We start from the raw sequence: 17858 nt of genomic DNA, 5'->3' as shown, positions 1-17858 counted from the left end.
CGGATGTAATGGCTGGTCTCAACGTTCGGAAGTAGTATCGACCACAGAGCTATCCGGCCAGAGAGCTAAAACTACAGGATGGCAGACGACAAGAGCGGTCGAGACAAGCAAGCAGACGACGCTGAGAGACGCCAGCAGCAGCGTGAGATTGCCGCGGAACTGGAGCGCGGCGACGAACGAGAGCCACCGGTGGTCGTGGAGGAACTGGCCGATTTTGAGGCGGCACTCGAAGAGCTGACGTTCCCGGCCACGGGGGCCGAGATCGTCGCGGCAATCGGCCAACGCGAGATCGAATCGGTCAAGCGGAGCTACCGTCTCGAGGAACTGGTACCGGAGACAGACGAGGAGACGTTCGACTCTCCAGCTGCCGTCCGGGTGCAGATACAGCGGCCGACAGTAGCCGCGGCCATGAAACGGGTCGTGGAAGCCAGCAAGACGCTTCGGAATACTGATTTCAGTTGGGCACAGCGCAACGCGTACGAGAAGACCTTCCAGGAACTTGAAGCGATCGACGCCGATGACGACGACGAAGGCATCCGAGCCATCAGCGACTGGATCGTAGAGCGAATCCACGACAAAGAAACGCTCCCGACGTCCCGGGCGGTACGCCGAGAAGCGGCGAAATTCTGTCGGACGAACGGATATGAGGTCCGTAACGACGAGTGGCTCGGGATATAGACCGACGATAGCGGGCACCCGCGGTAACGTCTGCTGTCAAGCTTCCAGCGTGACCTTATAACGCGCCCTCTATCCTGGAGCGGGATGTCCTCTTGGGAGAGGCGTCTCGTTCCGCCTCGTGTGGAACTGCTACGGGCTTTATTGTGTCACCAGTGAAACTATTCGTATGGCACTCGATATAGAGGTTCCAGAACCACCGGACCTCTCGAACCGGGGAATGCCGCGCGCGTTCGAGCTACAGGACGAGACGCTCGGATCAGAGGACTTCTACCGCGAGGATCTCGAAGACTTGCTCCAGGAGGGTGCATGGAAGGAGGGGTTCAACGAGTGGGCCGAGTACACCACTCTCGATGAAGAGCAGGTTCGAATCGTCAGCGACCTCGGTTTGTTCCAGGCGTTCGACTTCTATTGGGACCCAACCGAAGACCGCCTTCGCATCGATTCCCCAACGATTCCGGATGACTGGCGGGAGCGAGACGCGACTGAGTCGCTCAGTTCGAGTACGGTTTCACTGATCGACGGCGAGTTGGACGACCTTGGCCGAGCCGTTCAGGAGGTCTTGGAGGACTACCTCGAACGGGACGACGAAGCGTCCGACTATGGTTGGAGTGAGGAAACGTACGACGAACGCGAGGAGTGATTCCAGTCGCTTCAGCCTGTCCGACGGTGTCCGAGATGCAGGTTTTCTCTGTCGATACGCAATCGCCACTGCTCCTCGATTGCGGTCGGAACGTGCTGACTATGCGCTCTGTATTCAGCACGGCCGGACCAACCTACTCCGGTGCTGTCAGAAGCGGTACGTTGCGTACGGAGGACGTAGTCAGTAAGCCCAAGGCAGCCGTCTCTTAGAAGAGTGTATGGACATCGTTCGGCTCCCAGACGACGAAGCCGCTCTGCGTCGGTTTCTCGAAACCCTCTGGCTCCCGTACAGCCGCGAGCGTGAAGCACACACCGACGGCTTCGCACTTGCGGAGGATGTTGACCTCGTCGCGGAGGAACTCGAACATCGGCTCAGTCGGCATCAAACGGAGAGTTACCGGGCGTGGGTCGCCATCGACGGAACTCACGACGCAACCCGACTCGCCGATACTGACGCCGAGTTCGTCGGGTTCGTGACCACAGATATCGACGAGTCGCCGTCAGTGTTCGACCGCCCTGACCGACTCGTCATCGCCGATATCTATGTGCTCGAACGCTATCGCGGAACAGGACTGGCCCGAGCGCTAGTCGACCGGGCCAGAACACGGGCGCGTGAGAGCGGATGCACCGAAGTGAAGCTCGAGGTTGACGTCGACAACGACCGGGCACTGGCGTTCTACGAGAAAATAGGGTTCGAGACGGTGCGGTACACGATGAGCGTCAGCGTGTAGTCGGAGCCCTCCTCTTGAGGGGTGCGCACTGTACCTGATACGCGCCCTGTATGCAGTAGCGGCTTCGACTACTGCTCAGTCTTTGTCGGTATCTATGTGACCGAGACGGCGGCTCTGGCAGGTGCGGGAGACGGCGGAATACGGAGAGCGTCTCCAGCACGCACACGCCGGTAGTCCGCTGCGTCCCTCGTAAGTCGGCTTCGGAGAAACGACGCTCACTCGTCCACGTCGTCCCTGGCGTGAATCTTCGCCTGTTCGCGAGCACTGGGATTGACCGACTCTTTGAACGGAACCTTCGCCAGCGTCGCATAGACGGGTTCGCCGGGTTCCTCGGCGTACTCGTCCGGGAGATGTACCTCGAACTCCAGGTCGAGGTCCGCGTCGTATATCGAGTCGTCGAGCGGGACGTCGGTCGCGGCTTGCAGTGTCGCCGCTGGCACGAACCCAAGCCCGATGTTGGCCCCGAGGTCCGGATTCCACCCCGCCGACGTCAGGTAGCCACACTCGTCGCCCGTCTCCGGGTCCGAGATGAGCCAGAAGTCCGAGGCCCACTCCAGAATCGGTTCGCCTGCCATCTTCAGGCCGACCAGTTTGTGCGTGAACGGAAACTCGCCGTCTGCGATGGCTTCCTTCTGGCGCTCCAGTTCTGCTTTGCCGACGTAGTCACCGTCCTTGTCGTCGGGGACCTGATAGCCGAGGTTGACCTGGAACGGCGACGTCTCGCGGTCCATGTCCTGCCCCAACGACAGGATTCCGGCAGCGATCCGTCGACGACCGTTCACTGGCGTCGCGGCACCGCCGTGGTCTTTGACCGTTTCGAGTACCGGGTCCCACACTGCTTCGGCGTTCGTGGTCGCCTCGCGGACGTATATCTCGAACCCCGCCTCTCCGGAGAAGCCCGTTTGGCTCACCAACACCGGGACGTCGTTGATAGTCGCTTCCAACAGTCCGTAGTACGGCACGTCTTCGACCGCGTCGTCGATGAGCGACTCGATCACGTCGGGCGATTTCGGGCCCTGGACCTGCATCGGCGAGACGTCGATTTCGTCGATGTCGACCTCGAAGTCGTTCCCGACCGTGACCCCTTGCAACCACTGTATCAGGTCCGAATCGGCGATGGAGAACCAGAATTCGTCGTCGTCGGGTCGCAACAGGACGAAGTCGTTGAGGATGCCGCCGTCCTCGTTGCAGCAGATGGCGTACTTGCCACGCATCGGCTCGATGTCTGTCGCGTCCCGCGTGATGACGTAGTCGACGAACGCCTCGGCGTCGGGCCCCTCGACACGAATCTGGCGCTCGACCGCGACGTCCCACAGCGCGACGTGGTTGACCAGCAGGTCGTACTCGGCTTCCGACCCCCCGTCCTCGGGGTCGATGTACGCCCGAGGGTGATACATGTGGTTGTACACCGTCGCCTCGTGACAGCCTTCCTCGACGGAGAGGTGCCAGAACGGTGACTTTCTGGCCCGGTTCGAGATTACGAGGTCGATGTCCGCGTCGCCTGTTTGACGCAGATTTCTGGGAACGGTGCGGTCCGACTGGTCGACGCTGGGGTGGTTCGGGTGGTGTGGGTTTTCAGACATTGCTCTCTATCTCGGTGGCTCTACGCCGTGGTCGAACAGCCGTCCCCAGAGGCGCTCGAACCGACTGGTTTCGACCGGTGAGGTGATGCCGGCGGGGAGGTAGAGTTCGGGTTCGGTCGCTCTGTCTCGGTCGTCGGCACGGGTTCTCGCTGTCATACGACCGGGTGAACGACCCGTGACCGCATCGGTTTGCAGCTTATTCGTATAACCCCTTTATACCGGGTTCGGAGGAGTCCGTGGACTCTTCACCCCGTGTCCCTCGCTGGGTGAGAGCGGTGAGGCTGACGAGAACGACTCGACTCGTGCGGCGCATTCAGCACGACCTCGGGAAGTGTTCTCTCCCATCGATTTCGACGAACCGAACCGTACTCGACTCCGACGCCTGCGGAGGTCAGGGACGTCCGGCCCGGTGACGGTTCCTCGCCGAGCCGGTCGTTTCACAATCGTCTCACCAGCAACGAAGCCGTTTCGCCGACCGAAAACCGTTATCTTCGGTCGTTGAGGGTTTCTCGGTCCGTAACCCATTTGAGCGCGCTTCGGCCATCGGGAGGTAATGACACGTGAGACGTGGGCGACCCGGGTCGGGTTCATCCTCGCGGCCGTCGGGAGCGCCGTGGGGCTGGGAAACATCTGGCGATTCCCGTGGGTCACGGCCGAAAACGGCGGCAGCGCCTTCCTGCTCGTCTATCTGCTCGTCGTCCTCGCCGTCGGCGTCCCGGGCCTCGTCGGCGAGTTCGTCATCGGTCGGCGCGCGAAGCGGAACCCGGTGGGCGCGCTGCGTGACCTCTCGGGGTCGAGAGGGTGGGCGGTCGTCGGCGGCCTCTCCGTCCTGACCGCGCTCGTCTTGCTCTCCTTCTACTCGGTCGTCGGCGGGTGGATACTCCGCTACTTCGTCGAGAGCCTCCTCGCACTCGCCGGCGGCCCGCTCCCCTACGCGACCGAACCCGGCGCGTACTTCGGCGCGGCCTCGACGGGAGTCGACGCCCTCGCGTACCACCTCGTCTTCCTCGGCCTCACCGCCGTCGTCGTCCTCGGCGGCGTCAGGAAGGGTATCGAACTCGGCACGACGGTGATGATGCCCCTCGTGTTCCTGCTCCTCGTCGCCCTCACCGCGTGGGCGGCGACCCAGCCCGACGCGGCCGCGGGCTACGCCTTCTACCTCTCGTTCGACCTCTCGACGCTCGAACGAAACTTCCTCTCGATCCTCGGGCCGGCGGCGGGTCAGGCGCTCTTCACCCTCTCGCTCGGCGCGGGGACGATGATCACCTACGCGTCGTATCTGGGCGAGGACCGCTCGCTCCCGTTCGACGCCGGTGCCATCGCCGTCCTCAACACCCTCGTGGGCGTGCTCGCCGGCCTCGTCGTCTTCCCCCTCCTGTTCTCGCTCGGCGTCGACCCCGGTTCGCCCGGTCCCGGCGCGCTGTTCGTCTCCATCGCGGGCGCGTTCGCCCGCCTGCCCGTCGGCACGCTCGTCGCCAGCGCCTTCTTCGGCGTCGTCGCCCTCGCCGCGCTCTCCTCGTCGATATCGATGCTCGAAATCCCCGTCTCGTTCCTCGTCGACGAGTTCGGCCTCGACCGACGCCGAGCCGTCGCCGTCGCCCTCGCGGTGTTCGCCGTCACGGGCGCGGCGAACGCGCTCGATTCGGCCGTGTTCCAACTGTTCGCCGTGACGCTCGTCGACCGCCTGCTCACCGCGGGGCTCGCCGCATTCTTGCTGTTCGTCGGCTGGGTGCTCGGGAAGGACGCCCTCGAAGAGTTCCGCCGCGGCGCCGGCGACTTCGCCTCGTCCCTGGGGCCGGCGTGGCTCTTCGCCGTCGGCGTCGTCCTCCCGCTCTTTCTCGTCTTCACGCTGCTGACGAGCCTCGGTCTCGACACGCACGTCGGCTTCTGGCCCACCGTCGCAGCCGCGGTCGCCGTCGGTCTCGCCGCGTTCTTCGGTCTCCGCTCTTCGAACTCCGTCGTCTGACCCACGAGGTCGGGGTGAACCCAACCACGACCGGGGCGAACACCCATCACTCCGGCCGTCGACGGGCCGGTATGCACGACGTAACCGACCTCTCAGTCGTCGGTGCCGGGGCGATGGGCCACGGACTGACCGTTCACTGTGCGCTCGCGGGCCTCGACGTGACGCTCGTCGACCACCGGCAGGCGAACCTCGACGCCGCGCGCGACCGCATCCGCGAGGCGAGCGCGTTCCTCGCGAGCGAGGGATTGGCCGACGCCGACCCGGACGAGGTGCTCGACGGGGTCGACTGCACGCTCGACCTCGCGGCGGGCGTCGCCGATGCCGACGTGGTCGTCGAGACCATCTCCGAGGACCTCGACGCGAAGCGCGACCTGTTCTCTCGGCTGGCGGAAGCGACGTCGGACGCCGTCCTCGCCTCGAACACCTCGGGGCTCTCCATCGACGCCATCGCCGAGGCGGTTCCCGACGACGCCGCGCGCGTCGCGGGCTGTCACTGGTGGTACCCGCCCTATCTGCTCCGGCCCGTGGAAATCGTCCGCGGCACGGGCACCTCCGACGAGACGGTCGCCCGACTCCGTTCGTTCGTCGAACGCGTCGACCGCGACCCCGTCCTCGTGGAGAGAGACGTCCCGGGGTTCGTCTGGAACCGCGTGCAGTTCGCGGTGGTTCGAGAGTGTCTCCACATCGTCGAGGAGGGCGTCGCGAGCGTCGAGGACGTCAACCGTGCGGTCAGGGACGGATACGCCACCCGCACGGCGGCAATCGGACCGTTCGAGACGATGGACATCGCCGGGCTGGACCTCTTCGGAACCATCGCCGAGGGGCTGTTCCCCGCTCTCTCGAACGCCGATGCGCCTCAGAACACGATGTGCGAGCGTGTCGAGTCGGGGCGGACCGGCATCGACGCCGGCGCGGGCTTCTTCGACTACGACGAGCCCCCTGAAACGGTGACGCGACGACGGGACGAGCGGGTGGCCGCGATTCAGCGGGCGCTCGATGAGGAGACGGAGCGCGACTGAGCGGGAGTCACGTGACACGTGGGTGTCGCTGCTACACTCACGAGGTCCCGTCGCGACACTTAACAGAGCCCGTGGCGAACGTGGAGCCATGTCACAGGTCACGCTCGTCGGCTCCCGGCTCGCGAGGGAGGGCCAGGAGTTCGTCTACGAGGGGGAATCGACCGCGTGCGAGGGCTGCCCCTACCGGCAGCAGTGTCTCAACCTCTCCGAGGACACGCGGTATCGCGTCGTCGACGTCCGCGAGAACGCACAGACGCTCGACTGCGCCGTCCACGACGTCGGCGTCCGCGCGGTCGAGGTCGAACCCGCGTCGATCACGGTGAACGTCGCCTCCAAGGGCGCGTACGCCGGGAGCAAGGCGAAGCTCCCCGGGCCGTGCCCGCACACGGAGTGCCCCAGTCACCCCTACTGCGTCCCCGACGGCGCGGAGTTCGACACGGAGTACCGCATCCAGACGGTCCACGGCGACCCGCCGCACGACTTCTGCCTTCTCGACCGCTCTCTCACCCTCGTCGAAATCGAGCCGCCGGAGGAGTGACCGGGGCGCAGGCCGTGACCGAACCACCCAGCCCTGACGACCCGTGCGTCATCGACTGTCCGCCGAGCGGCAAGCGGGTTCGGGTACTGGAGTCGGCCACAGACACCGACGGCCGGCGCTTTCGCTTCGACATGTGGCTCCTGGCGGATTCGCACGGCCCGATGCTCCACGTCCACCCCGAACAGGACGAGGACCTCGAAGTCGTCTCGGGACGCCTCGGCGTCGTCGTCGACGGCGACCGACGCGTGCTCTCGGTCGGTGAGTCGGTGACGATTCCGAAGGGCACCCCGCACCGCTTCTGGAACGCCGGTCCCGACGCGCTTCACGTCGTCGGCGAGGTCAGACCCGCGCTCCGCACCGAGGAGTTCATGCGCGTCACGTACGGACTCGCCCGCGACGGCTACTCGACGCCGTCGGGGATGCCGCTGAACCCGTTTCGACTCGCGCCGCTCATCGGGCGGTACGACGACATGCTCTACCTCGCTCGCGTCCCGGTGTGGGTACAGAAACGGGGGGTCGCGCTGCTCTCGCCGGTCGGACGACTCCTCGGATACGACTCGGTGTACCTCGAGTACCTGCGTCGCTGACGTGGGCTTACGAGAGCGCGCCGACGCGCTCGGCGACGTAGCCGAAGATGTCCTCGTAGCCGTACGGCGAGAGCAAGACGGGGTAGAAGTGGCGGTCGGCCACCAGCGAGGAGCCGTCGGTCGCGGCGAACGACTCGCCCTCCTCGACCGCCTCGAAGTTCGCGGCGAACACCTCGTGGTTGCCGTCGGGCGTCTTCGGGATCTGGTCGAGGAGGCGGTAGACCGTCACCTCCCCGTCCTCGTGGGCGGTCGCGCGGGACGCGCTCGGGAACCGTTCGTCGTCCGCGTCGAGGACGTCCGTCGCGTCGAGGAACGCGCGGACGAGCGCGTAGGCGTTCTCGGCGGCCTCGTCCGTCCCCTGCAGACCGCACTCGACCTCGACGGTGTGGGCGTGCTCGATGAGGCGACCGCCGGTGAACCGGTCGGTCTCGACGACGACGTCGATGGGGAGCCGCGGACAGATGGCGCGGGTGACGGCGTCGACGCGGTCGACGAGGGCGAACGGCTCGGCGAACGACTGCGTCGAGTGCAGCGAGAGCGTCGTACAGCCGCGGAGTTCGCGAGCGAGATGTCCGGCGAGCCGGCGCTCGTGGGAGTCCGCGTCAGGGTCGCCCGGGAACGCCCGGTTGAGGTCCTCGTCGAGATACCGGACGCCCGCGTCGAGCGCCTCCTCGTTGGCGACGACGAGTTTCACCGGACGGCGGACCGGCGGGGACTCGGCGACGAGTCGCTCGATAGCCACCGGGCCGCAGGGTTCGTCGCCGTGAATGCCGCCGACGACCGCGATCTCGGGTGTCCCCTCCCCGAGTTCGTAGATTCGCATCGTCACACGGTGCGTGTTCTGAACGGAAATCGGTTCGGAATCGACGTCGAAATACGGGTCGAGACGAACGAGTCAGTCGCGAACGGCGGGGAGCGCGGCGACGAGGAGCATCGAGACGGCGCAGACCACGGCCCACAGCGCGGGCGAGAGGAGTTCGAACCCGGGGACGCCGGCGACGCCAGCGAGTGCCGCCACACCGATGCCGGCGAGCGCGGACGACTCGGCCGGGACGCCGGCGGTCAGCCCGCCTTCGGCGTCGGTCGTCGAGTCGGCGACGTCCGAACCGGTCGTCAGGGCGTCGGCCCCCTCGATGTCGAGGTACGGGTACAACTGCGCGGCGAGGTCGTTCAACTGAATCGTCCCGCGGTTCTTGTCGTACTCGACGACGCCCGCCTCGGCCATCTTCGGCAGGTGGCACTGGTAGAGGCCGATGTAGACCCGCTTGCGCTGCTTCGAGTTGATCCCCTCGATGGGCAGGTCGTTCTCCTTCGCCGCGATGTGTTCGGCCATGTCCGACAGCGTCGCCCAGCCGTCGTTCTCCTTCAGGAAGTGGAGCGCGTCCCGGCGGCGCTGGTTCTTCAACAGTTCGAACAGCGTATCCCTCGCCAGTTCGGGTTCGACGTCGTCCGGGACGACCGCGACGACCGACTCCGTCCCGTTCTCGGATTCGGGGGCGGTGACGACGGTCGGGTCCGATTCGGTCGCATCCAGATCGTCGAGGGGGTCTGTGGTGATCTCTGGGGTCATGGGTGTAGACGATCGGAGCACGGCTCGCAGCGACCGTCCCGCACGTCGGACTGGGCCGCGAACGTGTGTCTCTGAACGGCTTGTCAAATACGTCCCAGATATATAAATTTTCTAGATACTGTATTTTTAGGGAACGTCAGCATAATCGTAACAACTGTCCGATGGATATTTATGGTACAGACGGGCTCAGTGGTCGTGTTCGAGGCGCTCGACGTAGTCGTAGTCGGCGGGATACGCCTCGGGTTGGTGGTCGTCGAGAGTGATCCGCCAGCCGTCGAGCGCCGCCGGGTCCGACAGCGCCGCGTCGAGTCGCTCCCGTACGTCGGCGACGTCGACACCGTAGAAGTCGTGTGGGGTCCCGCGCAGATACGAAAGCGCCGTCTCGAACAGCGACCGCATGCCGGCGTCGTCCTCGAAGTCGACGTGTTTGTACGCGCCCGCGGCGACCTGGACCATCCCGTGGAGGAACGCGCTCTCGGTCGTCCCCGACCCGTAGTTGTACCACTCGTCCTCGAAACAGTCGTGGGAGGCGTGGTACTCCCCGGCGTTGAACAGGCGTACGCCGTGTTCGGTGGCGCGCCGGAGCGTCGCGTGTTCCCACTGCCGACGGTCACGGTGCCACCCCGTCGGGTTGCCGAGCGGCGGGGCGACACTCGGGTCGCGTGTGTGGTCGTCCATTCGATACCGAGTACAGTCGACCGCGGCCTGAACCTGTCGGTCGCCCGGCCGCCAGCGTCGAACGCGGGAGCAAACCGGTGATTTAAACCGTCACGGCGAGGTACCGACGTACCGCGCGAGGGTGGCCGAGTCTGGAAAAGGCGGCGGACTCAAGATCCGCTCTCGTAGGAGTCCGTGGGTTCAAATCCCTCCCCTCGCATCGCTTCTGGGAACGGTAGTGAGCAGAGCGACGCATACGGGTGGATTTGAACCCTGCCAGTCGCACACAGCGTCAGCGAGCACGGAGCATCCGAAGGACCGTGGGACGTCCGAGTCGAGAGTCCGACACGGTTCAGACGGTTTCTGACGCTCGTCTATCACCACTGAGAACCGGGTGCCCACTCTTTTTACGCCACGCCGTCGGGGATTATCCATCGATTCGCCGTGAGCCGTATCCAGAACTGTCGAGACGCCGAAGAGATTCGCGTGCTTCACCTCGACGACAACCCCGACTACCTCTCGCTGACTGCGGAGTTTCTTCAGCGGGCGGGACCGTTCGACGTCGTCCCGGAGACGGACACGGAAGCGGCGCTCGGTCGGGTGCGGGACGGCGAGGTGGACTGTGTCGTCTCGGACTTCGACATGCCCGGGACCGACGGACTCGGCCTCCTCTCGGAGGTACGCGCTATCGATCCGGCGGTGCCGTTCATCCTGTTCACGGGCAAGGGGAACGAGGAGATCGCCGCCGAGGCCATCTCCGCGGGGGTCACCGACTACGTCCAGAAGCGCGGCGGGCGCGAGCAGTACGACGTGCTCGCGAACCGCGTCGAGAACGCCGTCGAACGGGCGCAGGCTTCCGCACGGAGTCAGGATACGGTCGACCGCCTCCACGAGACGTTCGATCGCATCACTGACTCGTTCCTCTCCATCGACAACGACTGGCGCATCACGTACGTCAACGATCGCGGGGCGTCGTTCCTCGGTGCGCCCGTCGAGGACCTGCTCGGCCGCGACCTCCGCTCGCTCCCGGCGAACGACGCCGCACGCTTCCACGAGGAGTACCGGAACGCGTTACGCACCCAGGAACCGGTGTCGTTCGAGGCGGAGTCGCTCACGAACCCGGGCCGGTGGCTCGACATCCGCGCGTACCCCGCCGAGGACGGACTCTCCATCTACTGGCGGGACGTGACGACGCTCCGCCGCCGTGAGCAGGTCCTCGCGGACCTCTACACCGGAGCGCGAGACCTCCTCTCGTGTGACACCGTCGAGGAGATCGCGACCCGTGCGGTGGAACTGACCGAGACGGTGCTGGGGTTCGACGAGGCGGCGCTGTACGCGCTCGCCGACGAGGAGAACGCGAGCGTCCGCACGGTCTCTGCGCCTTCAGCCGCGGGGGCGCGAGCCGAGACCGACGCGGCCCTGCGTGCACTGTTCGAGCGGGCCGAGGCGGCGTCGGACCCCGTCGTCGTCGAGGACGAACACACGGACGCGCCGGCAGTCGATGTCGATCCCGGGGTCTACGTCGCGGTCGGCGAGGGGCGACTGCTCGCGGTACGGGAGGCCACGGCCGGCTTCGACGACTTCGACATCTACTGCCTCCAGTTGCTGGCGACGACGGTCGAGACGGCCGTCTCCCGGACGCGGCGCGAACGCGAACTGGAGGCGAACCGCAACGTCGTCCGTGCCCTCCACGGCTCGGTGATGGAGTTTCAGACCTGCGAGCGCGTCGACGAGGTCCTCGACGTCGCCGTTCGCTGTGCGTGCGACGTTATCGCCTTCGACCGGTGTCTCTTCGCACAGCACCGGGACGGCCGACTCGAACGGGTCGCGCAGTCAGACGATTTCCCGAGCGCCAAGAGCGCCCTGTCGACCGGCGTCGGCGTCGCGGGCCGGGCGTACCGCACCGGGGAGTCCATCGTCGTCGACGACACCCGACGGCACGATGACGTCCACCAGCCCTGTCCGTTCCCGTCGTTGCTCACCGTCCCGCTCGGCGATTGGGGCGTCTTCCAGGCGGTCGCCGAGAAGCCGAACGCGTTCGACGGAAGCGACCAAGAGTTGGCCGAACTGCTCGCGATGCACGTCCGCGTATCTCTCTCGCGGGTTCGGTCGGACGAACGGCTCCGCCGAGAGCGGGACCTCCTCGCCGCGTTCTTCGAGAGTTCGGGCGAACCGGTCGTCCGCGTGCGCTTCGAGGGGTCCCGCGCGTGCATCGACCGCGTCAACCCGGCGTTCGAGCGCGTGTTCGGGCTCGACGAGGCGACCATCCGGGGCGACGCGCTCGACGACCACATCGTGCCGCCGGACGAGCACGACGTCGCGACACAGTTCAACGAGCGGTCGAGCGTGGGCGAACCAGTCGAGGCGGAGGTCCGCCGACTCACGGCGGAGGGGCCGCGTGAGTTCCTCTTCCGCTCTGTGCCGTTCCGCGGCGACGACGACGTCCCGATGGCGTACGGCATCTACGTGGACATCACGTCGCGGAAGCGCCGCGAGCGCGACCTCGAACGGTACCGGACCGTCGTCGAGAGCACGGGGGATCCGGTGTACACCCTCGACGCCGCGGGGTACATCACCTACGTCAACGAGGCGTTCGAGTCGATGACCGGGTACGACACCGAGGCGCTGCTCGGCGAGCACATGGGGCTGCTCGTCCCCGAAGCGGACGTCGAACGGAGCGAGGCGCTCATTCGCGACCTCCTGCGCGACGACGAACGGACGAACGACACCGTCGAACTCGACCTCGTGCGCGCCGACGGCACGCGCGTCAGGTGCGAGAACCACATCGCGTTGCTCCCGTTCGACGAGGAGTTCCAGGGGACCGCGGGGCCATCCGCGACATCACGGAGCGGAAGGCGCGAAAACGCGAACTGAAAGAGCGGAACGAGCGCCTCGACGAGTTCGCTTCGGTCGTCTCACACGACCTGCGCAACCCCCTGCAGGTCGCACAGGGTCACCTCGACCTCGCCCGCGAGCGTATCGACGGCGACGACGGCTCGCTCGACCGCGTCGGGAACGCGCTCGACCGGATCGAGGCGATCGTCGACGACGTGCTGACGCTCGCCCGCGAGGGAACGGAAGCGCCGGACGTGTCCGAGGTCGCCGTCACCGACATTGCCCGGCGCGCGTGGGACTCCGTCGACACCGCCGACGCGCGCCTCGTGGTGGAGACGACGCTGCGCGTAGACGCGGACGAGAAACGGCTCCAGCGGCTGTTCGAGAACCTGTTTCGGAATTCGGTCGAACACGGTTCGACTACTCCCCGCTCGCAGGCTCGCGGGGATAGCGTGGAACACGGCTCGACGAACAGTCAGAACACGCCGCGTTCTGACGGTAGCGCGGAGCACAGCCCCACAGACGGCTCCGACGACTCGACGGTGACTGTCCGAGTGGGTCACGTCGAAGACGACGGGGCTCCGCGCGCGTTCTTCGTCGAGGACGACGGGCCGGGTATCGACCCCGACCGGCGCGACCAAGTGTTCGAGAGCGGCTACTCGACGAGTCGTGAGGGCACGGGCCTCGGCCTCGACATCGTCAAGGCCATCGCGACCTCCCACGAGTGGGACGTGGCTCTCTCCGAGGGTACCCTCGGCGGGGCGCGGTTCACGTTCCACCTCGCCGACTGAGGTCTCCGACGGAGCGGCCGTCACGGAAGGTCCCTCGGGTACGAACCGCCCCGCCTCGTCAGCGCGGAATTCGGGGCTGTCCGACCGGTCGCGGCAACCTGTTTCTCGAACGAAATGTTTATGTGGGTTGGTACCATATCAGAAAGTCCGCGAAAAGCGGCAAGGACTCACCGGACGACCGGACCCGTCGAACAGACGGATACGGTGTCGGGGCAACAACCGAGCGTCCTGTAACAGGGAATCGAGGTCAACGCGCCGACGGAGAACCGAAGGGGTCCAGAACCGTCCCACGAACGGTGTGAAGGCCAAGTAGCGAGGAACGCGAAAGCGGTCCGAGCGAACTCGACGGCAGTCGAACTGGCCGTAAGGACTGGGGAATCCACAACCAGTCCGTGTCCGTTCAGCGAACGGCGGAAGGCCAAGTAGCGGGTCACGCGAGAGCGGGGCCCGTGAACTCGACGGCAGTCGAACTGGCCGAGAGGATCGGGGACAACACCAAACCGAACCGATCCGACTCCGACTCCGACAGCGGGACAAGGCCAAGTACCGGGCCACGCGCAAGCGGGGCCCGAGAACTCGGCGGCAGCCGAACGGGCCGTAAGGAGCGTGGACAACACGCAGACCGAAGCGCTCCGAAACCGCTCACGGAACGGGAGAAGACCAAGTAGCGGTTCACGCGAGAGCGGGAACCGCGAAATCGGCTCTTCGGAGCCGAGAAAGGTCGTCAGGTCCAGGGAACACACCAACCGAACTGGGCCGAATCCGATCGCAGAACGGCGGAAGACCGAGTACCGGGGTCACGCGAGAGCGGGTCCCGCGAAGTCGACCCTCCGGGGTCGAGAAAGGTCGTGAGGCCCGGGGAAAACACCAACCGAACCGGGCCGAGCACGTTCGACAGGGCGGCGAGAAGGCCAAGTACCGGACGACGCGAAAGCGGGGTTCGGGAAGTCGACGTACCCGGATATCCGGAATCCGGGGCAAGTCGAACGGGCCGTACGGACCGTGGACAACGTCTCCCGGCCGGGTCCAAATTGCGGCTTTTCGCTCTCGACAGGAGGAGACGAACGACAGCGTCTCCCCCGTACTTTTACCGAAACGAACCGAACTACCGTTCCAAGCACGCGCTCTCAGCCCTCGTCGACGAGTCGCTCCATCGCTTCGAGATACTCCGCCGCGACGAGCGGTTCGTCGGCGACGAGTCGGTCGACCCGCCGGCAACCGTAGCGCAGTCGCTCGCGGACGAACCCCGCAGGCACCTTGTCCCGGGTGACGGTCTCGACCGTGTCGACGATGGCGACGACGTCGTCGACGTCGCGGTGCCGGGCGGCAGCGGCGGCCTCCGCGAGCAGTTGCGTCAGCGCGGCCTCGACGTCGGCCGGGAGGTCGGCAGGACCCGCGTCGCCGACGCGGTCGTTGCCGGTGTCGTCCTCGACGCGGTCGTCGCGTCCGTCCTCGCTGCCGTCTTCACCCGGGTCTGACACGTGCCGGTTCTCTCGTCCGCGGAACAAAAAGCCGACGCCTATACTTGGGTGGGGTGAGCCAGGCCCGTATGGAGACTGACTCGGACGCGGCGGCGCGGGCGCACGTCGCAGAACAGGCCGCCCGCGTCGGCGCTGCCGTCGCCGCTGGCGGGTTCCGACGGGACATCCCCGTCGAGACGAAAGGCGAGAAGACCGACGTGGTCACCCAGGCCGACCGAGACGCACAGGCGCGGGTCATCGACTGCATCCACTCGGCGTACGAGGCGAACGCCATCGTCGGCGAGGAGGAGGACGAACTCAAGTCGGTGCCGGAGGAGGGCCCGACGTGGGTCATCGACCCCATCGACGGGACGAACAATTTCGTCAGGGGGTTTCAGGTGTGGTGTACGGCCGTCGCGGCGGTGCGTGACGGCGAACCAGTCGCCTCGGCGATAGCCGCGCCGGAACTCGACGACGTCTACGTCGGCGACGGGGAGAGGGCGACCCGGAACGGCGACCCCGTCTCGGTCAGCACGCGGACGGACCCCGAGGCGTGTTCGGTCCTGCCGACGATGTGGTGGGGGCGCGAGCGGAGAGACGAGTACGCCGTCGCCTGCCGCGAAATCGTCGAACGCTTCGGCGACCTTCGACGGGTGGGCAGCGCACAGGTGACGCTGGCGATGCTCGCGGCCGGTGCCGTCGACGGCATCGTCACGAACGTCTACGCGAACCCGTGGGACACGGTCGCCGGCGTCCACCTGATCCGTCTCGCAGGCGGGACTGTCACGGACGTCCACGGCGACCCCTGGCGGCACGACTCCCACGGACTGGTCGCGTCGAACGGCGAGATACACGACGACCTGCTCGCGACCGCCGCGGAAATCGAGGCGGTGGCCCGTGACTGAGGTCGACCTCGACGACACCGACCGGGCCATCCTGCGCGCGCTCCAGGCGGACGCGCGGACGCCGTTCAGCGAGATCGCCAGGCAGATCGACATGTCGTCGGCGACCGTCCACGACCGGGTCTCTCGGCTGAAGGAGGCGGGCGTCATCGAGGGCTACCACGCGAAGGTCAACGCCCAGAAGGTTGGGTACAGCACGTCGGCGTTCGTCGGCCTTCGCATCGAACAGAGCCGCGAGGACGCCGTCGAGGGGTTCGTCGACCACCTTCGGGACGTGGAGGGCGTCCAGGAGGTCCACCTCACTACGGGAGACTGGGACGTGCTCATCCGCGTCTACGCCGAGGACACGGAGGGGCTCAGGGAACTGCTGTTCGACAACGTCGCCGGGGTCGAAGGGTTCGGGCGGTCGTACACGATGGTCGTCCTCGGGACCGAACACGACGACCCGGTGTTGCCGGTCTGAGCGGACCCTCGGTGGCGGTCGACAGTGGCTCTGAGGGGTGCGCGAAGCGCACGAGACCAGAAGGGTATTAATCGGCGCGTGCCGGATTCCATCACATGGCAACGGTCTCAGACCGCGTCGGACTCGACCCCGAACGACTGTGGGGTGCGCTGGTGGCCGTCCTGGCCGCCGCGCTCGTCGGCGGGTCGGTCGCGTTCCCCCGCGTCGTCTACGACAGATTCGTCTGGCAGTACTTCTGGGGGCCGGTCGAGGCCGACGCCCAGTCGGCCGTCTGTGCGGTGCGGACCGCCGCGGGAACCGAGTATCTCGGGAGCGCCTCGGCGTGTGAGGCCGCGACGGGCGTGGTGGCGTACCCCGGCTACACGCTCGTTTCCGAGGTCGGTTACATGGTCACCCTGCTCATCGCCCTCACGGGCGTGGTGTTCCTCATGCGCCGCCTCGACATCGGGCGCGAACGGCGCTTTTTCTACGCGCTCATCCCGTTCGTCTTCTTCGGCGGCGCCCTCCGCGTCGTCGAGGACGCGAACGACACGCCCGGAACCGCGGACGCGCTCATCTCCTACCCACTCAACACGCTGTTCATCAGCCCCGTCATCTACTTCACCGTCTTCGCCGTGACGCTCGTCGCCGTCGTCGTCGCCGTGCTCCTCGAACGACAGGGGAGCGTCGACGACTACCAGCGACCCCTCTTCGTGCTGGGCGTCGTCGTCCTCGGACTCACGCTCGCGTACCTCGCGTCCCTCGCCGTGACCGGCAGCAACAGCGTCACGTTCTACCCGCAGGTCATCCTCACGATGCTCGTCGGGGCGACGCTCGCCGCGCTCGCGACCTGGGCGCTCGTCGAGCGGTTCGCCCCCCACGTCAACGCCGGCACCGGGTACATCGGCCTCGTCGTCATCTGGGGTCACGCGGTCGACGGCGTCGCCAACGTCATCGGTCTCGACTGGATGACGGCGCTCGGGGCCGGTCCGAACCTCGTCCCCAAACACCCGGTGAACCAGTTCGTCGTCGACTTCACCGCGTCGACGCTTCCCCCCTCGATTCTGGCCGTGACGGGCGACGCGTGGCCGTTCCTCCTCGTGAAACTCGTCGCCGCGACGTTCGTCGTCTGGGTCTTCGAGGAGGGCGTCTTCGAGGAGTCGCCGCGCTACACGATGCTGCTGCTCGTCGCCGTCCTCGCCGTGGGCCTCGGCCCCGGGACGCGCGACATGCTCCGGGCGACACTGGGCGTGTAGCCAGTCGCGGCCGCCGGGCCGCCGTTCACCGACTGTCAGCGGTCTCGAAACGTCGGTCGGTGTGGGTCGGCACCACGAAGACGGGGACTGTCGAGTGACGGAGCACGCGACCGGTGATTCCCCCGAACAGACGTGTTCGACCGTCACGCGGTCCGTCCCCACCGCGTCGACGATTCCGTTGGCGCAGTCGTGTCCGAGTGTGGC

Annotated in this window: 18 protein-coding genes and 1 tRNA gene; 13 read left to right on the top strand and 6 right to left on the bottom strand. The window is 66.5% G+C overall.

Translation table 11 applies throughout. The features are described from left to right. Positions 1 to 78: 78 nt before the first annotated feature. The 3 genes from C2R22_RS12755 to C2R22_RS12745 all read left to right on the top strand — a co-directional run bounded on the left by C2R22_RS12755 (position 79) and on the right by C2R22_RS12745 (position 2048). Positions 79 to 678 carry a DUF5789 family protein gene (locus C2R22_RS12755; RefSeq protein WP_103426091.1) on the top strand — a complete coding sequence of 200 codons (600 nt, stop codon included), beginning with the start codon at positions 79 to 81 and terminating at the stop codon, positions 676 to 678. Between the two features lie 217 nt (positions 679 to 895). Continuing rightward, complete coding sequence (locus C2R22_RS12750) at positions 896 to 1318, top strand: hypothetical protein (RefSeq protein WP_103427668.1); 423 nt, start codon at positions 896 to 898, stop codon at positions 1316 to 1318. A gap of 217 nt (positions 1319 to 1535) precedes the next feature. Then, positions 1536 to 2048, top strand: coding sequence for a GNAT family N-acetyltransferase (locus C2R22_RS12745; RefSeq protein ID WP_103426090.1), 513 nt, complete (start codon positions 1536 to 1538; stop codon positions 2046 to 2048). Positions 2049 to 2263: 215 nt separating this feature from the next. Here C2R22_RS12745 and C2R22_RS12740 read toward each other — a convergent pair whose 3' ends face one another. Together C2R22_RS12740 and C2R22_RS25080 are read right to left on the bottom strand one after the other, a co-directional pair. After that, positions 2264 to 3631 (bottom strand): glycine cleavage T C-terminal barrel domain-containing protein, encoded by a 1368-nt coding sequence (locus tag C2R22_RS12740; protein WP_173862803.1) that lies wholly within the window; start codon positions 3629 to 3631, stop codon positions 2264 to 2266. Between the two features lie 6 nt (positions 3632 to 3637). Further along, a complete protein-coding gene (locus C2R22_RS25080) occupies positions 3638 to 3787 on the bottom strand; it encodes a hypothetical protein (RefSeq protein WP_162562474.1) in 150 nt (49 codons plus the stop codon). A 397-nt stretch (positions 3788 to 4184) separates the two neighbouring features. Here C2R22_RS25080 and C2R22_RS12735 point away from each other — a divergent pair, with 397 nt between their 5' ends. From C2R22_RS12735 to C2R22_RS12720, 4 genes are all read left to right on the top strand, one after another. Beyond that, the gene (locus C2R22_RS12735; protein ID WP_103426089.1) at positions 4185 to 5597 is read left to right on the top strand and encodes a sodium-dependent transporter; all 1413 of its coding nucleotides are present in this window, start codon (positions 4185 to 4187) and stop codon (positions 5595 to 5597) included. A gap of 71 nt (positions 5598 to 5668) precedes the next feature. Beyond that, the gene (locus tag C2R22_RS12730) at positions 5669 to 6616 is read left to right on the top strand and encodes a 3-hydroxyacyl-CoA dehydrogenase family protein (RefSeq protein ID WP_103426088.1); all 948 of its coding nucleotides are present in this window, start codon (positions 5669 to 5671) and stop codon (positions 6614 to 6616) included. A gap of 88 nt (positions 6617 to 6704) precedes the next feature. Then, positions 6705 to 7154, top strand: coding sequence for a UPF0179 family protein (locus tag C2R22_RS12725; RefSeq protein WP_103426087.1), 450 nt, complete (start codon positions 6705 to 6707; stop codon positions 7152 to 7154). A 14-nt stretch (positions 7155 to 7168) separates the two neighbouring features. Beyond that, complete coding sequence (locus tag C2R22_RS12720) at positions 7169 to 7741, top strand: cupin domain-containing protein (protein WP_162562473.1); 573 nt, start codon at positions 7169 to 7171, stop codon at positions 7739 to 7741. Positions 7742 to 7748: 7 nt separating this feature from the next. Here C2R22_RS12720 and C2R22_RS12715 read toward each other — a convergent pair whose 3' ends face one another. The 3 genes from C2R22_RS12715 to C2R22_RS12705 all read right to left on the bottom strand — a co-directional run bounded on the left by C2R22_RS12715 (position 7749) and on the right by C2R22_RS12705 (position 9989). Continuing rightward, the gene (locus tag C2R22_RS12715; protein ID WP_103426085.1) at positions 7749 to 8564 is read right to left on the bottom strand and encodes a M14 family metallopeptidase; all 816 of its coding nucleotides are present in this window, start codon (positions 8562 to 8564) and stop codon (positions 7749 to 7751) included. A 72-nt stretch (positions 8565 to 8636) separates the two neighbouring features. Next, complete coding sequence (locus C2R22_RS12710) at positions 8637 to 9311, bottom strand: DUF7344 domain-containing protein (RefSeq protein ID WP_103426084.1); 675 nt, start codon at positions 9309 to 9311, stop codon at positions 8637 to 8639. A gap of 186 nt (positions 9312 to 9497) precedes the next feature. Further along, positions 9498 to 9989 (bottom strand): DUF309 domain-containing protein, encoded by a 492-nt coding sequence (locus tag C2R22_RS12705; protein ID WP_103426083.1) that lies wholly within the window; start codon positions 9987 to 9989, stop codon positions 9498 to 9500. A gap of 115 nt (positions 9990 to 10104) precedes the next feature. On the opposite strand from C2R22_RS12705, the gene C2R22_RS12700 reads away from it, so the two are divergent. The 3 genes from C2R22_RS12700 to C2R22_RS12690 all read left to right on the top strand — a co-directional run bounded on the left by C2R22_RS12700 (position 10105) and on the right by C2R22_RS12690 (position 13594). Next, positions 10105 to 10188: transfer RNA gene (locus C2R22_RS12700), tRNA-Leu, on the top strand. Positions 10189 to 10412: 224 nt separating this feature from the next. Continuing rightward, complete coding sequence (locus C2R22_RS12695; protein ID WP_103426082.1) at positions 10413 to 12842, top strand: PAS domain S-box protein; 2430 nt, start codon at positions 10413 to 10415, stop codon at positions 12840 to 12842. Further along, positions 12740 to 13594, top strand: coding sequence for a sensor histidine kinase (locus C2R22_RS12690; protein ID WP_103426081.1), 855 nt, complete (start codon positions 12740 to 12742; stop codon positions 13592 to 13594). Before C2R22_RS12695 ends, C2R22_RS12690 begins: the two co-directional genes overlap by 103 nt. A gap of 1127 nt (positions 13595 to 14721) precedes the next feature. On the opposite strand, the gene C2R22_RS12685 is transcribed toward C2R22_RS12690, so the two are convergent. Beyond that, positions 14722 to 15075: a hypothetical protein gene (locus C2R22_RS12685; RefSeq protein ID WP_103426080.1), complete on the bottom strand. Its 354-nt coding sequence runs from the start codon at positions 15073 to 15075 to the stop codon at positions 14722 to 14724. Positions 15076 to 15143: 68 nt separating this feature from the next. Here C2R22_RS12685 and C2R22_RS12680 point away from each other — a divergent pair, with 68 nt between their 5' ends. The 3 genes from C2R22_RS12680 (at position 15144) to C2R22_RS12670 (ending at position 17654) form a co-directional block, all read left to right on the top strand. Then, the gene (locus C2R22_RS12680; RefSeq protein ID WP_103426079.1) at positions 15144 to 15959 is read left to right on the top strand and encodes an inositol monophosphatase family protein; all 816 of its coding nucleotides are present in this window, start codon (positions 15144 to 15146) and stop codon (positions 15957 to 15959) included. Further along, positions 15952 to 16419: an Lrp/AsnC family transcriptional regulator gene (locus tag C2R22_RS12675; RefSeq protein ID WP_245902752.1), complete on the top strand. Its 468-nt coding sequence runs from the start codon at positions 15952 to 15954 to the stop codon at positions 16417 to 16419. Before C2R22_RS12680 ends, C2R22_RS12675 begins: the two co-directional genes overlap by 8 nt. Positions 16420 to 16514: 95 nt before the next feature. Then, on the top strand, positions 16515 to 17654 hold the full coding sequence (locus tag C2R22_RS12670) for a DUF63 family protein (RefSeq protein WP_103426078.1): 1140 nt from the start codon (positions 16515 to 16517) through the stop codon (positions 17652 to 17654). The last annotated feature ends 204 nt before the right edge of the window (positions 17655 to 17858 follow it).

It is taken from the genome of Salinigranum rubrum (genome assembly GCF_002906575.1).
GTDB classification, from domain to species: domain Archaea; phylum Halobacteriota; class Halobacteria; order Halobacteriales; family Haloferacaceae; genus Salinigranum; species Salinigranum rubrum.
This window is presented reverse-complemented; position numbering and strand designations above follow the sequence as displayed.

Excerpts from the sequence above, each read along its gene's own strand:
- C2R22_RS12755 (WP_103426091.1), top strand. The coding sequence starts at position 79 with ATGGCAGACGACAAGAGCGGTCGAGACAAGCAAGCAGACGACGCTGAG.
- C2R22_RS12750 (WP_103427668.1), top strand. The coding sequence starts at position 896 with ATGCCGCGCGCGTTCGAGCTACAGGACGAGACGCTCGGATCAGAGGAC.
- C2R22_RS12745 (WP_103426090.1), top strand. The coding sequence starts at position 1,536 with ATGGACATCGTTCGGCTCCCAGACGACGAAGCCGCTCTGCGTCGGTTT.
- C2R22_RS12740 (WP_173862803.1), bottom strand. The coding sequence starts at position 3,631 with ATGTCTGAAAACCCACACCACCCGAACCACCCCAGCGTCGACCAGTCG.
- C2R22_RS25080 (WP_162562474.1), bottom strand. The coding sequence starts at position 3,787 with ATGACAGCGAGAACCCGTGCCGACGACCGAGACAGAGCGACCGAACCC.
- C2R22_RS12735 (WP_103426089.1), top strand. The coding sequence starts at position 4,185 with ATGACACGTGAGACGTGGGCGACCCGGGTCGGGTTCATCCTCGCGGCC.
- C2R22_RS12730 (WP_103426088.1), top strand. The coding sequence starts at position 5,669 with ATGCACGACGTAACCGACCTCTCAGTCGTCGGTGCCGGGGCGATGGGC.
- C2R22_RS12725 (WP_103426087.1), top strand. The coding sequence starts at position 6,705 with ATGTCACAGGTCACGCTCGTCGGCTCCCGGCTCGCGAGGGAGGGCCAG.
- C2R22_RS12715 (WP_103426085.1), bottom strand. The coding sequence starts at position 8,564 with ATGCGAATCTACGAACTCGGGGAGGGGACACCCGAGATCGCGGTCGTC.
- C2R22_RS12710 (WP_103426084.1), bottom strand. The coding sequence starts at position 9,311 with ATGACCCCAGAGATCACCACAGACCCCCTCGACGATCTGGATGCGACC.
- C2R22_RS12705 (WP_103426083.1), bottom strand. The coding sequence starts at position 9,989 with ATGGACGACCACACACGCGACCCGAGTGTCGCCCCGCCGCTCGGCAAC.
- C2R22_RS12680 (WP_103426079.1), top strand. The coding sequence starts at position 15,144 with ATGGAGACTGACTCGGACGCGGCGGCGCGGGCGCACGTCGCAGAACAG.
- C2R22_RS12670 (WP_103426078.1), top strand. The coding sequence starts at position 16,515 with ATGGCAACGGTCTCAGACCGCGTCGGACTCGACCCCGAACGACTGTGG.